The sequence below is a fragment of the Bacteroidota bacterium genome, assembly GCA_016713765.1.
Lineage (GTDB): Bacteria > Bacteroidota > Bacteroidia > AKYH767-A > 2013-40CM-41-45 > Pollutiaquabacter > Pollutiaquabacter aromativorans.
The window spans coordinates 817,296-832,564 of record JADJON010000003.1 but is presented as its reverse complement, the minus strand read 5'-3'; the positions used below and the strand labels follow the sequence as shown (position 1 = coordinate 832,564).

Below are 15,269 nucleotides of genomic sequence, written 5' to 3'. Positions count from 1 at the left end.
AACGAACCATACTCGAACGATGAAGACTGCAAGAAAGACGAAAACCAAAGAAACGGATGCTAACCGCATCCGGGAAACCGGTAAAGTGTCAAAGCTTCGGGAACATATCCTGACCGAATCCGCGAAACAGTCCAGGGAGCGGAAACTCCGGAATGAATTACTCGCGATCCGCTATCAGCTGGAAGACTATATCGAGCGGGATGCACACGAGCATAGAATGAGCGTGCTCGATTTCGTGAAGTTGTACCTGAAGGCCCTGTCGATCAGCCAACGGGAGCTGGCGGACATCTTTGAAATGCAGGATTCCAACCTCTACAAATACTTCACCGGCGAACGTAAGCTGAACAGCGATCTGGTCATGAAGCTGAGCCACTTCCTGCATACACCGCCGGAGCTCTGGTATTACCTCCAGGTCAAGAATGAGCTGCTCGACCTGGCCGGCGAGAAGGAGAAGATCAGGAAGTACCGGAAGTACGACTATCAAAAGGTAGTGTTGCAGAAGGCGGATTCGTGAGTAGTTTTAAAGGTGTAGTTGGGTTTTATTTTGGACGAAAAATCTTCCTGTAAATTTGGGATTCGTCATCTGGATTATCGAGGGCGTGCTTTGTTGCTTTCAATTCAATGGTGGATCGAAGTCGACATCGAAAATATTTGGTGAATGCCGTAAAGAATGTGAAGGCGAGATATTAAAATCGTGGCGAAATATCAGCAATTAAGAATATGTACTATCTTCAGCATGCAGATCTAACTACCGATGAGTACTGGTAAAAAAATTATTTTTTTCAACGTTGCCTGGATGCGCAGCTATACTGGATTGCGCAACGACACCGCTATTGGGGGAGGTGCCTACATAAAAAAGAATAAATGGGGGCACGAAATATTTAACTTCTCGCCACTTAAAGGTCAAGTGTTTGGCTACGTCGCAGCACAAGGAGATATCAATATTGACAGACTTGGAGCAGACAGTTCTGATGATTTTATTGAAGGCGTTACAGTTGTTTGGACTGCGACAAGACCTACAGGTGGCAATGTGATAATCGGCTGGTATAAGAATGCCACGCTTTATCGATCTATGCAGAATCAGCCTCGTGCATTTCGTAAATCAAAAATTCTTTTTTCAGTAGTGTGCCCTCAGAAGAAGGCGACTTTGTTGACGGAAGATGAACGGATATTTGAAGTCCCCAGAGGCAAAGGTGGTTTTGGGCAGCGAAATATTTGGTATGCTTTCAATAACAAAAAATATGTTTCAAAAGTCTTAGATTATATCAACAAGGGGAAATTACCGAAAGTTAGGGCTAGAGGTGTTGGTGCATCATTCCAGGTGGACAGTTTGAAAAGGAGAAAAGTCGAGAAAATTGCAATCAGTAAAATATGCGAATATTACCAGAGATTAGGGTATAAGATATCTTCTGTAGAGGAAGAAAAAGTTGGATGGGACTTAGAGGCTACAAGGGGTAGGTCAAGATTGATGTTGGAGGTTAAAGGGCTTTCCGGAGACGTTATAAGTGTTCAGCTTACGCATAATGAGTATTCCCAGTTAAAGAGAAAGGATAATAACTATCGACTTTGTGTTGTATCGAAAGCTCTCACTAATCCGTCACTCTACATTTTCAGTTACTCCAACAATGAAAAGATTTGGATTGATGAAAAGAGAAATAGTGCACTAAAGTTTAAAGAGTTGAAAGCTGCGCGAGCTTTTGTATAGTTTTGTGATCCTCAACTATTTTGTTGATGGAGATGAATTTTACTATGTTTGAATTAGACATCTGCGACACCAGAAATTAGTGGTCTTGTGACATTCCGTTGTTGTGGCCCACGACTAATGGGTTTAGTAGGGCCAATAAGTAAGTTTTGATTATTTGAGAAGACTCTTTTTAGCTTTGTTTTACCCCATGCCCCGCAACCAAAACCCCGAACAAATCGCCCGCGACCGGATCGATCAGCTTTTGGAAGAAAGCGGTTGGTTGGTGCAGGATTTTAGGCGGATGAACCTGGCTGCCGGTATGGGGGTGGCGGTGCGTGAATACAAGACGGATGTGGGTCCGGCTGATTATGTACTTTTTGCTGATCAGAAGCCGGTTGGAATTATCGAAGCCAAGCGGATTGAGGAGGGGAGCAAGCTGTCTTCCCACGAGAAACAGGTGGAAGAATACTCCAAATCCAAGCTTAAATATATTGATAATGAGCCGCTTCCGTTCATTTACCTGAGTACCGGAGATTTCACCCGCTTTACTGATGCCCGGGACCCGAAGCCCCGTTTCCGGGAGGTGTTCACATTCCACCGGCCGGAGACTTTGGCAAAGTGGATGCGTAAGGGCAAGTCGTTGCGAAAGGCCCTGCACAACGATATCCCTGCTCTGATCACCGAAGGACTGCGCGATTGCCAGATTGACGCGATCACGAATCTGGAAAAGTCCTTCGCCTTGGCTAAGCCCAAGGCTCTGGTGCAAATGGCGACCGGATCCGGCAAAACCTTTACGGCCATCACCTCGGTGTACCGGTTGCTTAAACATGCCAAGGCTGACCGTGTCCTGTTTCTCGTCGATACGAAAAACCTGGGCGAGCAGGCCGAAGGCGAGTTCCGCAAGTACCAGCCCCAGGACGATAACCGCCTCTTCCCCGAGCTCTACGGGGTAACCCGCCTGACGAGTTCCTACATCCCGCCCGACAGCCAGGTGTACATCTGCACGATCCAGCGCCTGTACAGCATCCTGCGGGGTACGGAACTGGACGAAAGCGCGGAACAGGATAACCCCAACGAGTTTTCCAATAACGGCGAGCAACACCAGGTGGTGTACAACCCGAAACTGCCGGTGGAGTTCTTCGATTTCATCTTCATCGATGAATGCCACCGCAGCATTTACAACGTCTGGAAACAGGTGCTCGATTATTTCGACGCTCTGCAGGTGGGACTGACCGCTACGCCCGACAACCGCACCTTCGGCTATTTCAATCAGAACGTGGTGTCCGATTACGGCTACGAGAAGGCCGTGATCGACGGCGTGCTGGTCCCGTACAATGTATATACCATCGAAACCCACATCACGAAGCATGGCGCAGCCATCCAGATGGGTGAACGGGTGGACAAGCGGGAGCGGCTCACGCGCAAGAAGTTCTGGGAGACGGTGGACGAGGATGTGGAATACAGCGGCAAGCAACTCGACAAGGACATTGTGAACCCGAGCACGATCCGGACCATCATCCGCGAGGTGAAGGAACAACTCAAGCACATGTTCCCCGATCGGTTCGATGCGGAAGGCCAGTTCGAAGTACCCAAGACGCTTATCTTTGCCAAGACCGACAGTCACGCGGAAGACATCATCGAGATCGTGCGGGAGGAGTTCAACGAAGGCAATGATTTCTGCAAAAAGATCACCTACCAGAGTAAGGAGGACCCCAAGACCATCCTCAACAGTTTCCGGAACAGCTATTACCCGCGTATTGCAGTCACCGTGGACATGATCGCCACCGGTACCGACATCCGCCCCCTCGAAGTGCTCCTTTTCATGCGCGACGTGAAAAGCCGCAGCTATTACGAGCAGATGAAAGGCCGGGGCACCCGCACCTGTTCCGTGGAAGAACTGCGTAAAACCGGTACGCCCAGCGCCCGCTTTTCCAAGGATCATTTCGTGATCATCGACGCTATCGGGGTTGAGCAGTCGCAGAAGACCGACAGCCGGCCGCTCGAAAAAGCGCCGGGCATGTCGTTGAAAGAAGTACTTGAGCGTATTGCCGTGGGCGACCGCTCCGAAGAGATGATGACCACCCTGGCCAACCGCCTGCTGCGGCTGGACAAGCAGATCAACGAGCACGAAAAAGAACAGTTCGTGCAAAAAGCGGAAGGTAAGAGCATCCAACAGGTGGTGCGGATGTTGTTGACCGCCCACGACCCGGATGTCCGGGATGACATTCGCGTGGCGGTGAACAAGGAGATGAAAGGACAGGCGCCGATCGCGATCGACAAAGAGATCAAAAAGCGGGAGCAAAAGCTGTTGGAAGAATCGGTGCAATGTTTTCACAACCCCGACCTGCGCGAATACATCGTGGATGTGCGGCGGAAATACGACCAGATCATCGACGTGATCAACCTCGACTCGGTGACCAAAAGCGGTTGGGTGAAAGACCAGAAGTCCCATGCGGAAGAGCTGGTGAATCATTTCAAGGTCTGGATCGAGGAGCACAAGAACGAGATCACAGCCCTGCAGATCTTTTACAGCCAGCCCTACCGGCGGCGCGAGCTCACCTACCAGATGATCCGGGAGCTCAGCGAACGGATCCTGCTGGAACGACCGCTCCTGGCCCCGATGAAAGTATGGAAGGCCTACGCCGAGTTGGAGCAAGCCGAAGGTTCCCCGAAGAACGAACTCGTAGCCCTCGTCTCGCTCATCCGCCGCGTGGCCGGGATCGACCAGACGCTGACCAGCTACGACAAGACCGTGGACAAGAACTTCGCCGACTGGGTCTGGAAACGCCAGGCCGGGGCCGGCATGAAGTTCACCGACGAACACATGCACTGGCTGCGCATGATCAAGGACCACATCGCCGGCAGCATCCACCTGGATGCCGACGACCTCGACTACACCCCCTTCGACGCCCTCGGTGGCCGGGGCAAAATGTGGCAGCTCTTCGGGGCAGAGACGGAGAACATTATTGTTGAACTGAATGAAGTGTTGGCGGCATGATTGATCAGGAGCAACTTATTATCCTGTTAAAGGAGCTCACCGCCATGCCACGAGAGTGTGAATGGGTTGAGTTCAAGTTGAATAACAGTGATCCGCAGGAGATCGGTGAACTGATTTCTGCGTTGAGTAACAGCGCTTGTTATCATGGGGTGAAAATAGCCTATCTGGTCTATGGGGTAGAGGATGGAAGTCATGCCTTGATTGGCACGAAATTTCATCCTCTGACTGAGAAGAAGGGGAGTCAGGAGTTGGAGAATTGGCTTGCTACTCAACTTGATCCCCGGATTGACTTCGCTATCTATGAATTCAGTTTTGAAGGGAAGCATTTCGCACTCTTCCAAATAGAGGCTACCAGAAATACACCGGTACTTTTCAAAGGCGAATCGTATATACGTGTTGGTTCTTACAAGAAACGACTCGATGATCACCCTGAGCGAGAGCGTAAGATCTGGAGACGAGAGGACAATGCGTTTTTCGAATCGGAATCTGCAACACAAGACATTTCAGGTGCTGAAGTTTTAGAACTGCTCGATTTCGGTTCTTATTTCACGCTTCTCGGTATGCCAGTACCAACTGATCCGCAAGGAATCTTAGCCCGTTTAACGGATGATAAGCTTATTGCAAGACGTACGGAGGGTGTTTATCGCATTACGAATCTGGGAGCTCTTGCCATCGGGAAAGATGTTGAGCGATTCGGTCGATTGGCGAGAAAGTCTGTACGCGTCATTGTATATCAAGGTGTAAATCGTACCAAGACTAAGCGGGAACAAGTCGGAAGCAAAGGATATGCAATTGGGTTCGAGGGTTTGGTACGTTTTATTTCGGAACAGGCACCAAGTCGAGAAGTGATCGAAGGGGCTCTCAGAAAGGAACTGCCAGATTATCCGGTTATTGCCATTCGAGAACTTGTTGCAAATGCCCTGATTCACCAGGATTTTTCTGTGGGAGGGGCGTCTCCCATGGTAGAAATGTTTGATGATCGAATTGAGATCACTAATCCGGGTAGACCGTTAATCGAAGCTCTGCGTTTTGTTGACCATAGCCCGGAAAGCCGAAATGAGTTGCTCGCGCGTATGATGCGTAGATTGAAAATTTGTGAAGAACGCGGGAGTGGAATGGATAAGGTCATCCTGGCCTGCGAAGAACATAAACTTCCTTCCCCTAAGATTGATGTTGGGAATAACCATACGCGGATTAGTCTTTACGGCCCCCGCCCGTTTCGAGACCTTGATAAAGGTGAAAAGATCAGGGCATGTTACCACCATGCATGCCTCAAGTACGTTTCCGGTCAATACATGACCAACCAGTCACTTCGTGAACGTTTTGGAATCGACGACCACAATGCTGCAATAGCTTCCCGTATCATTTCAGATACGATCGACAGAGGCTTGGTGAAAGACTCTGATCCTCGAAACTCTTCCAGAAAACACGTAAAGTATGTTCCATTCTGGGTCTAAATTCTTATTTGACGGTTATTTGATTTCGGGGTGTTTTTGGCCCTGTTTAGCACTGAAAATCAATGAAATACAATGTGACTGTTATTTGACTGTTATTTGACAACCCCAGAGTCGTGGTAGCTCATGCGAAACTGTCAGAGACCTCTTGTTTGAATGGAGATGAATGATATTATTGTTGAACCGAATGTAGTGTTGGCGGCATGACAAAAGATAGTTTGCCTAAAGGATGGGTTTGTATTGAGCTAGGGTTCTTCATGAAGAGAGGTACTGGCGTAGTTAACCCGGCTCTTTTCCCGAAGGAAGAGTTCGACCTATATAGTATTCCGGCCTATGACAATCTTGTCCCAGAGAAACTATTAGGTACACAAATTGGATCATCAAAAAAGGTTGTCCAAGAGTGCGATGTGTTGTTGTCGCGAATCGTCCCTCACATTCAAAGAAGCTGGATTGTGGGTCCAAGTCAAGGTAGAAGACAGATTGGATCCAGTGAATGGATAATCTTTGATGGCAGTAAGATTTCAGCAGAGTATCTGAGATACTTTCTGTTGAGTTATGATTTTCACCAGAAATTTATGAAAACGATATCTGGTGTGGGAGGGTCACTGACAAGAGCAAATCCGAATCTTACTGCTGAATTTTCATTTCCTCTCCCTCCCCTCCCCGAACAACACCGCATCGTAACCAAGATCGAGGAGTTGTTTGCCAGTCTGGACAAAGGCATCGAAGCCCTCAAGACCGCGCAGCAGCAGCTCAAGGTGTACCGGCAGGCGGTGTTGAAGTATGCGTTTGAAGGGCGGCTGACCCATCCGGATTTGAAGGAGGGGGAGTTGCCGGAGGGGTGGATAAAAACTACTACTGGTAAACTGATTGAGACAATTAGCAATGGATATACACCTGATAAGAAGTACTTAACAGACGCTCAGGGGGAAATTCCCTTTATTAAAATTTACAATTTGAATTTTGATGGTACATTAAATTATAAGAAGAATCCAACATTTATTCCAAGGTCAATTCATGAAAGGGAATTGAAGAGATCAAGATGTTATCCCGGAGATGTATTAATCAACATTGTTGGACCACCACTAGGCAAGGTGTCAATTGTTACAAGCCATTATCCTGAATGGAATATTAATCAAGCAATAGTTTTATTCAGGCCTAATGCTAAAGTTTCATCAAAATATTTGTCTTACTTTTTGCAATCGCCAGTAACTATAGATTGGCTTGAAAATACATCAAAAGCGACTGCGGGTCAATGGAATGTCAAAGTCTCAACCTGTCGTCAGATTCCTATTTCGCTTCCGACATCCTCACGTTATCAACTGAAAGTTGTGGAGGAGATAGAAGCGCGCCTATCCTCAAGCGAGAATTTGAGGGAAATCATCGAATTAGGACTCCATCAATCTGAAGCCCTCCGCCAAAGCATCCTTAAAAAGGCCTTCGAAGGCAAGCTGGTATCCCAGGACCCCAACGAAGAACCGGCCAGTGTGTTGCTGGAGCGGATCCGGGCCGGTCGTGTTGCATCAGCTCCCTTGAATAAACCCGTGGCGAAAAAAGGACGAAGAGTAAAAGCATAATACAGGCTGCCAACATGCAACGTGTCGAAATATATAAAGACAAGGGCAGTAAAGCTCAGGTGGAGGTGCGGTTTGAAGAAGAGACCGTATGGCTGAGTCAGGCTCAAATGGCGTCACTTTTTGGGCAGACTAAACAAAATATCAGCCTGCATATAACAAATTGTTTTAAAGAGAAAGAGTTATCAAGAAAAGCAACTGTCAAGGAATCCTTGACAGTTCGAAAAGAAGGGAACAGGCAGGTTACCCGGAAGATTGAGTATTACAATCTGGATGTGATCATTTCAGTAGGTTATAGAGTAAAATCCAACCGGGGGACTCAGTTTCGACAGTGGGCAACACAACGCCTGAAAGATTACCTGATAGAAGGGCTTGCCATAAACGAGAAACGGCTACAGCAAAAGGAACAGGAAATCAGAATATTACACGACGGGATCAGGATTCTCAGCAGGGTCATCGAGCAAGAAACCGGTCAGGATGAGAACGCTTGGCTCCGGCAATTTAGCCAGGGATTAAAGCTGCTCGATGATTACGATCATGAAAAGCTTGATCGAAGCGGAAAGCGCAAGGCCGCCGCGTATTTCCCAACCCCGGTCGAGTACAAGGCTATCATTGACCATATGCGTTCGAGCTTTAACTCGGATCTTTTTGGTAAGAAGAAAGATGACAGTTTTGATAGTGCGATCAATCAGATCCGGCAGACCTTTGGCAGAAAGGACATATACCCCAGCATCGAAGAAAAAGCCGCGGTGCTATTGTATCTGATTGTAAAAAACCATGCATTTGTGGATGGCAATAAACGCATTGCAGCGGCCTGCTTTTTACTTTTTTTAGAGCGGAATCAATTGCTCTTTGATGCCAACGGCAGTGCCATCATTAGCAATGACGCGCTGGCCGCTCTTACACTATTTGTCGCTTCAAGTAAAAGCGAAGAAATGGATACAGTGAAACGACTGATCATTAGCATTCTTAACCGGAGTAAACAATGAGTACTGAACAACAGAACACTTCCAGCATCATCTCCAAAGTCTGGAGCTTCGCCACCGTACTCCGCGACGACGGGGTGGGCTATGGCGATTACCTGGAGCAGCTTACCTACCTGCTGTTTTTAAAGATGGCGGACGAGTTCAGCAAGCCGCCCTACAGCCGGGACCTGAAGATCCCGAAGAAGTACAACTGGCAAAGTCTGACCGACAAGAAAGGCGCGGAGCTGTTCGATCATTACGTGAACACCCTGCACACGCTGTCCAACGCCAAGGGCTTCCTCGGGCAGATCTTTACTAAGAGCCAGAACAAGATCAACGATCCTTCCAAGCTGGCCCGTCTCATCGCCATGATCGACGGGGAAAGTTGGAGCACCATGGGTGCCGACCTGAAGGGCAAGATCTACGAAGGCCTGCTGGAGAAGAACGCCGAGGACACCAAGAGCGGCGCCGGACAGTACTTCACCCCGCGGGCCCTCATCCGGGCCATGGTGGCCTGCGTGCGTCCCGAGCCCATGAAGACCATCGCCGACCCGGCCTGCGGCACGGGCGGGTTCTTTCTCGCTGCCTACGATTTCCTCGCCGACCGGAACAATTACACACTCGACAAGAAACAGAAGGAGTTTCTGAAACTGAAGACCTTTTACGGAAACGAGATCGTAGCCAACACCCGCCGCATGGCGCTGATGAACCTCTTCCTGCACAACATCGGCGACTTCGACAGCGAGAACTTCATTTCACCCGCCGATGCCCTCATCTCCGACAGCGGCCTCCGCGTGGATTACGTGCTCGCCAACCCGCCTTTCGGTAAAAAGAGCAGCATGACTTTCACCAACGAAGAAGGCGAGCAGGATACCGAAGACCTGACCTATAACCGGCAGGACTTCTTCGTCACCACCAGCAACAAGCAGCTCAACTTCGTGCAGCACATCAAAACCATGCTCAAAGCCGACGGCAAAGCAGCGGTGGTACTGCCCGACAACGTGTTGTTCGAGGGCGGAGCCGGAGAGACCATCCGGAAAAAGCTGCTGGAAGGGACCAACCTGCACACCATCCTGCGCCTGCCCACCGGCATTTTCTACAAGCAGGGCGTAAAAGCCAACGTGCTGTTCTTCGATAACAAGCCCGCCTCCAAGACGCCCTGGACCAGAGAGGTCTGGTTCTACGATTTCAGGACCAACATCCATTTCACCCTGAAAAAGAATCCGTTACGATTCGAAGACTTGGCGGATTTCATTAAGTGTTACCATCCGGAGAACATCGCCAAACGCAAGGAAACCTACGACGCCCGGAAGAACCCCGAAGGCCGCTGGCGCAGGTTCACCTACGAGGAGATCATCGCCCGCGACAAGACCAGCCTCGACATCACCTGGATCAAAGACAAAAGCCTCACCGACCTCGACAACCTCCCCGACCCGGACGTCCTGGCCGAGGAGATCATCGAGAACCTGGAAGCGGGGATTGAGAGCTTTCGGGAGGTGATGGCGGGGGTGAGGTAAAGACCGTGGAAATTTGTAGTTATTAATTTAAATGCTGCAAATTGCAGATATGGTCAAATTATGTACGATCATCTTGAAATTAAATCATAGAAAGGTGAGTCGAGGCGTAGAGTGTGTTAGGATTCCTATCTTATGTGGAGGTAGATCTAGCAGCGATTGTGTGTCTAAGTCAATTAAATAAAATATCGCAAAGTTGGCAGTAGGAGACAAGCAAAAATTCATAACCGAAATTATCAGCAAGGTGCTGAATGAGCCAGCACAAACTCGAAAGCGTTTTGATTGGTTCATTAATAAGCATACGAAGGAGAACTTTCGCAAGTACTATTTTACTATTGGTAGAATATTCGAAGTCTTGAATGGCGATGTAACGGCAAATCAGGAAAAGCGTACTGTATCACTTGACTGCGATGCTTACTTCGGAGGAAAGTACAATTTCATTTTCGAGTTCGATGAGTTTCAGCACTTTAGTTCTTCCAGACTAACAACAATCGATTGCTACCCACCAGGTTTAAAACTCAACTTCGATTTGGAGAGTTGGAAACAACTATGCAATAAACACAAGGATAAGGCGGACAATTATCGAAAGTCTAAGAAAACGGCAGATTTCAATTTCATTGGTGGAAGGACAGCACAAAGAGCGTATTTAGACTCCTTCCGTGATCTTCTCCCGGAGATTCATGGACTTAATCCAACTTTGCGTATAAATGAGTTCGAGGTGGCTGGGATATCTGGAATGGGTAAAGTGGCCTTTTATAAAATAGAGGAACTATTAAAATTAAAATTAAGCTAATTATGCCGGCATTCCATTATGTAGTTAAGGCTAAACTAATTCGACATAAGAAAAAAGATGGCGAGTTAGAGTTTTTGCAATTTGAAGAAAAGTTTGAGGATGATAATCCGATAAAGGCAAGAAATTTAGCTTTTAAACGTTATCAAAGCTACATAGATGTACTTTTAGAGGGAAAGAACAAAAAGTATGTATCAGACAAGCAGGCTAGGGTGGATTTGGTATCATTTATAGATCCTGGCACTAAATCAAAGATAAATATTGAAAACAAGCAGGTTGAATTTAGTGATGCTTTTGGTAATGGGATTGGTGTGTTTTTAGTTCTGAACGCCCCGGATCAAGGCACTCTATTTTCTGAATCAGTAAGTGAAGAGTTGTTTATTCACGGAATCGGCAATATCGCTTATTTCCCATTTGATTCTGACGATTTGATTTTACACCTGGAAGAGGAGTATAATTACTATCAATCCTATCATTGCGATACCAATAATCAGGATATTGAAGTAGTGTATTGCAGCAGAGATGAATGGGAGGCGGGTCATTGGGAAGAAGAGCCGGCAAAGTATCACATTATTGAGACCCCTTTCGATTGGTCGGGGCTTGACAAACCCTTTTGGTGGGGAGAGCCTCGGGTGGAAAAGGTCTCAGAGTTGCAACCACCACCTAAATCCATAGAGCAAATTCTACGAGAAGGAGAAAGCAATACGGTGGAATTTAAGCCAGCTTTAGTCTATAATTTCAAAACCGGGAAAGCCGGTATTGGCATTAAGAATATTATCGCTAAAACCATTTGTGCATTCCTGAATTCAAATGGAGGCTTATTGTTTATTGGAGTTACTGATGAAGGTGTTCCGCAAGGTTTGTCCTTTGACTATTCGCTCTCAGATTCAAAGAACAAAAGAGACTTTATCCATCTGGAATTCGACCAAATGATTGACTATTTTATGTCTCCTGTTGTTAGAAATTATGTATCAACTCAATTTTATGAGATAAATGGGAGCGAGATATTCATGGTATCTGTTATGCCCAGCAAGCGTAGGCCAATATTTCTGAAAAATGGAGATCAAAAGGAATTCTATGTAAGAGGTGAGGCTTCTAGTCGTAGAATTATTGAAATAGAAGAAATTGTAAATTATTGTATCGATAAGTGGGGTGCCAACGGTTAATAATCTTATTGTGTTCCTTGAACGAGTGTCTATAATAAATGTTGGCGATCCAGCAGTCCCGCTTTTAGGCGTATTTAAAATATGAGTTGTTGAAAATTATCTATCTACTAAAGAAGGGTTGTCAGGTCATTGTTGATTAACCCCTCTTCAACCTCACCACCGCCCCCTCATTCTTATTCGCCAACTGCCCGCAGGCGGCGTCGATGTCTTTGCCGCGGGAGCGACGGATGTTGAGAATGACGCCGTTGTCGAGCAGGTATTGGATGAAGGCCTTGAAACGGTCTTCCCGGGCGTTGCTGAATTCCCCGCCTTCGATGGGGTTGTATTCGATGATGTTCACCTTGGCTTTCACCTTGCGGCAGTAGAGCAGGAGCTCGTGCGCGTCCTGGAGGGTGTCGTTGAAATTATTGAAGACAATGTACTCGAAGGTGACGCGGGAGCCGGTGTGCTCGTAGAAATAGTTCAGGGCTTCCTCGAGGACGTCGAGGTTGTTCGTGTCGTTGATCGGCATGATCTGCGCCCGCTTGGCGTCGTTCGCGGCGTGCAGGGAGAGGGCGAGGTTGAATTTCACTTTGTCGTCGCCCAGCTTCCTGATCATCTTGGCGATGCCGGCCGTGCTCACGGTGATCCGCTTCATGGCCATGCCCAGTCCGTCCTGCGAGCCGATGCGGTCGATCGCGCGGAGCACGTTGGCGTAGTTGAGCAGGGGCTCGCCCATGCCCATGAAGACGATGTTCGACAGGGGCTGCTGGTACCGTTCTTCCGACTGCCGGCGGATGAGGGCCACCTGGTCGTAGATCTCGTCGGCGTCGAGGTTGCGCAGGCGCTCGAGGCGACCGGTCGCGCAGAACTTGCAGGTGAGGCTGCAGCCGACCTGCGAGGAGACGCAGGCGGTCATGCGCGTGTCGGTGGGGATGAGTACGCCCTCCACGATGTTGCCGTCGTGTAAGCGAAAAGCGTTCTTGATGGTGCGGTCGCTGCTCACCTGGAAGGTGTCGATCGCCACGCCGTTGATCACGAAATGCTCCTTCAGGGTCTCGCGCAGGGGCAGGGGTAGGTTCGACATCACATCGAACTCGTGCGCGGTCTTCTTCCACAGCCACTCATAGACCTGCTTCCCGCGAAACTTGGTATAGCCGTGATCCATGAACCAGGCCTGCAGTTCTTCCAGGCTCAGCGCTCGGATGTTCTTTTTTGTGGTGTTTTCGGGCATTTCTGGGTGCAAAGATACTGAGAATCAGGGGAAGCGGTAGTGGCGAGTGATTGATGGCACGCGGATTCCGCGGATTAAGCGGATGCTCGCGGATAGTATCTGCGTTAATCCGCAATATCCGCGTTATCCGCGTGCCATCCGTTACATAGAACGCGCAGTCCCTATGAGGTTCCGGGTTTCGTGTTCCGAGTTTCGAGTTTTGGGATTCAGTTGTTTTAATATAACTGTTTTCAAGTCGGTAAACCTACTTTTACTCCATCGTTCACGCCTTCCAATAAAACCGCTTGAACACGGAACCCGGAACCCGAAACCCGGAACAAACAACCCGCAATGCGTATCCTCAAAGCCGACTTCCTCTACCCCGGCAACGAGTCTTTGATTCGGGAAGGGATCGTAGTATTGGATCAGGACGACCGGATCGTGGACATCGTGGATCCTGCTACGCGTGGCGCGGACTGGCAGATGTTGAACGGCCGGGAAGAACTGGAGGCGCTGCGGGGCGGGATTTGTCCGGGCTTCATCAACGCGCATACGCACCTGGAGCTTTCGCATTTGCTCGGACAACTGCCGCGGCATACGCGCCTGCCGGGATTTCTGGCGGCGGTGAATGCCCAACGCGCCGCCGATCCGGAAATCATTGGGTCAGCCATCGTCGCCGGCGACCGGGCCATGCGTGAAGCGGGTGTGGTGGGCGCGGGCGATATCGCCAACACCGACCATACGCTGGAACTGAAACGGAAGAGTCCGCTGCGCTACCATACGTTCATCGAAGCCTTCGACCTGCACCCCGACCGTGCCGAAGCCGAGTTCGAGAAAAAGATCGCGCTGCGCGACCGCTACCTGGCGGCGGGATTGTCGGCGAGCGTTGCTCCCCACGCGCCCTACACGGTCTCGACACGACTCCTGAAACGCATCGACCGCGAGGCGAAGGAGCAGGGCGGACCGCTCACGCTCCACAACCAGGAGACGCCCGGCGAGGAGGCGATGTTCCGCAGCGGCGATGGCGAGTTGCTCGAGTTCCTGCGCAGGGCTACGCCCTTCTACAACGACTGGATACCTACCGGCTTTTCATCGATCGCCTCGACCCTGGTGCACCTGCCGACCTGCAACAACCTGCTGCTGGTGCACAATACGCTGAGCACCGAAGAGGACGTGCAGTGGGCGAGCCTGTACAGTTTGCGCCTGTGGTGGTGCCTCTGCCCGCGCGCGAACCGCTACATCGAAGACCGCCTGCCCGATGTGCCGATGCTGCAACGCATGGGCGTGAAGCTGACCGTGGGAACGGACAGCCTGGCCTCGAATGATACGTTGTCGGTCGTGGATGAACTGAAGGTGCTTGCGCAGGCGTTTCCGCAGATCGCGACGGAGGAGCTGATCCGTTGGGCGACCTGGAACGGGGCGGAGTTCTTCGGTTGGCACAGGGAGCTGGGCAGCCTGGCGGTGGGAACGAAACCTGGGCTGGTGCATCTGAGCGGTCTCGATCCGGTTTCGGGGGCTTTGACGCCAGAATCGGGTTCGAGGCTGATTGCTTCGATTTGATGGCACACGGAGGCGAAGGACGGTAGGCGGTTGGCAGTAGGCAGTAGGCGGTAGGCAGTATGCAGTAGGCAGTTTGCAGCAGGCAGTATTTTCCCCACGTCCCCCGCCCCCCGCCCCTCGTCCCTCGTCCCTCGTCCCTCCCTTTTCGTCCCTCGTCCCACGTCCCACGTCCCTCCCTTTTCGTCCCTCGTCCCACGTCCCTCGTCCCACGTCCCTCGTCCCACGTCCCTCTCCTTCGGCCCAAAAAATTAAATTTCCTTCATCCGGAAACGTTATCTTAGAGTCATCGTATCGGGTGGAGCAAACTGCAAGAATTTTGGCCTTTTTAAGGACCAAAAGCTACCGAAACGCGTAAATTAATCCATTGCCTAC

At 49.7% G+C, this 15,269-nt stretch carries 11 protein-coding genes; 10 read left to right on the top strand and 1 reads right to left on the bottom strand.

Annotation, left to right across the window (positions count from 1 at the left end):
* The first annotated feature begins 19 nt into the window (after positions 1–19).
* The 9 genes from IPJ96_14395 (at position 20) to IPJ96_14355 (ending at position 12,145) form a co-directional block, all read left to right on the top strand.
* On the top strand, positions 20–514 hold the full coding sequence (locus IPJ96_14395) for a helix-turn-helix domain-containing protein (protein MBK7911505.1): 495 nt from the start codon (positions 20–22) through the stop codon (positions 512–514).
* Between the two features lie 240 nt (positions 515–754).
* A complete protein-coding gene (locus IPJ96_14390; GenBank protein ID MBK7911504.1) occupies positions 755–1,705 on the top strand; it encodes a DUF3883 domain-containing protein in 951 nt (316 codons plus the stop codon).
* Between the two features lie 187 nt (positions 1,706–1,892).
* The gene (locus IPJ96_14385) at positions 1,893–4,682 is read left to right on the top strand and encodes a DEAD/DEAH box helicase family protein (GenBank protein ID MBK7911503.1); all 2,790 of its coding nucleotides are present in this window, start codon (positions 1,893–1,895) and stop codon (positions 4,680–4,682) included.
* On the top strand, positions 4,679–6,139 hold the full coding sequence (locus IPJ96_14380; GenBank protein MBK7911502.1) for a putative DNA binding domain-containing protein: 1,461 nt from the start codon (positions 4,679–4,681) through the stop codon (positions 6,137–6,139). Before IPJ96_14385 ends, IPJ96_14380 begins: the two co-directional genes overlap by 4 nt.
* 200 nt (positions 6,140–6,339) lie before the next feature.
* Complete coding sequence (locus IPJ96_14375; GenBank protein MBK7911501.1) at positions 6,340–7,713, top strand: restriction endonuclease subunit S; 1,374 nt, start codon at positions 6,340–6,342, stop codon at positions 7,711–7,713.
* 14 nt (positions 7,714–7,727) lie between these two features.
* A complete protein-coding gene (locus tag IPJ96_14370; protein ID MBK7911500.1) occupies positions 7,728–8,699 on the top strand; it encodes a type II toxin-antitoxin system death-on-curing family toxin in 972 nt (323 codons plus the stop codon).
* Positions 8,696–10,192, top strand: coding sequence for an SAM-dependent DNA methyltransferase (locus tag IPJ96_14365; protein MBK7911499.1), 1,497 nt, complete (start codon positions 8,696–8,698; stop codon positions 10,190–10,192). Before IPJ96_14370 ends, IPJ96_14365 begins: the two co-directional genes overlap by 4 nt.
* A 193-nt stretch (positions 10,193–10,385) precedes the next feature.
* Complete coding sequence (locus IPJ96_14360; GenBank protein ID MBK7911498.1) at positions 10,386–10,982, top strand: hypothetical protein; 597 nt, start codon at positions 10,386–10,388, stop codon at positions 10,980–10,982.
* A 2-nt stretch (positions 10,983–10,984) separates the two neighbouring features.
* Positions 10,985–12,145 (top strand): ATP-binding protein, encoded by a 1,161-nt coding sequence (locus tag IPJ96_14355; protein ID MBK7911497.1) that lies wholly within the window; start codon positions 10,985–10,987, stop codon positions 12,143–12,145.
* A gap of 136 nt (positions 12,146–12,281) precedes the next feature.
* Here IPJ96_14355 and rlmN read toward each other — a convergent pair whose 3' ends face one another.
* On the bottom strand, positions 12,282–13,358 hold the full coding sequence (gene rlmN / locus IPJ96_14350; protein MBK7911496.1) for a 23S rRNA (adenine(2503)-C(2))-methyltransferase RlmN: 1,077 nt from the start codon (positions 13,356–13,358) through the stop codon (positions 12,282–12,284).
* 330 nt (positions 13,359–13,688) lie between these two features.
* Here rlmN and IPJ96_14345 point away from each other — a divergent pair, with 330 nt between their 5' ends.
* On the top strand, positions 13,689–14,897 hold the full coding sequence (locus IPJ96_14345) for an amidohydrolase family protein (GenBank protein ID MBK7911495.1): 1,209 nt from the start codon (positions 13,689–13,691) through the stop codon (positions 14,895–14,897).
* Positions 14,898–15,269: the final 372 nt, after the last annotated feature.

Bases quoted from the DNA above. Each gene is read 5' to 3' on its own strand.
- IPJ96_14395 (MBK7911505.1), top strand. From the start codon at position 20: ATGAAGACTGCAAGAAAGACGAAAACCAAAGAAACGGATGCTAACCGC.
- IPJ96_14390 (MBK7911504.1), top strand. From the start codon at position 755: ATGAGTACTGGTAAAAAAATTATTTTTTTCAACGTTGCCTGGATGCGC.
- IPJ96_14385 (MBK7911503.1), top strand. From the start codon at position 1,893: ATGCCCCGCAACCAAAACCCCGAACAAATCGCCCGCGACCGGATCGAT.
- IPJ96_14380 (MBK7911502.1), top strand. From the start codon at position 4,679: ATGATTGATCAGGAGCAACTTATTATCCTGTTAAAGGAGCTCACCGCC.
- IPJ96_14375 (MBK7911501.1), top strand. From the start codon at position 6,340: ATGACAAAAGATAGTTTGCCTAAAGGATGGGTTTGTATTGAGCTAGGG.
- IPJ96_14370 (MBK7911500.1), top strand. From the start codon at position 7,728: ATGCAACGTGTCGAAATATATAAAGACAAGGGCAGTAAAGCTCAGGTG.
- IPJ96_14365 (MBK7911499.1), top strand. From the start codon at position 8,696: ATGAGTACTGAACAACAGAACACTTCCAGCATCATCTCCAAAGTCTGG.
- IPJ96_14355 (MBK7911497.1), top strand. From the start codon at position 10,985: ATGCCGGCATTCCATTATGTAGTTAAGGCTAAACTAATTCGACATAAG.
- rlmN (MBK7911496.1), bottom strand. From the start codon at position 13,358: ATGCCCGAAAACACCACAAAAAAGAACATCCGAGCGCTGAGCCTGGAA.
- IPJ96_14345 (MBK7911495.1), top strand. From the start codon at position 13,689: ATGCGTATCCTCAAAGCCGACTTCCTCTACCCCGGCAACGAGTCTTTG.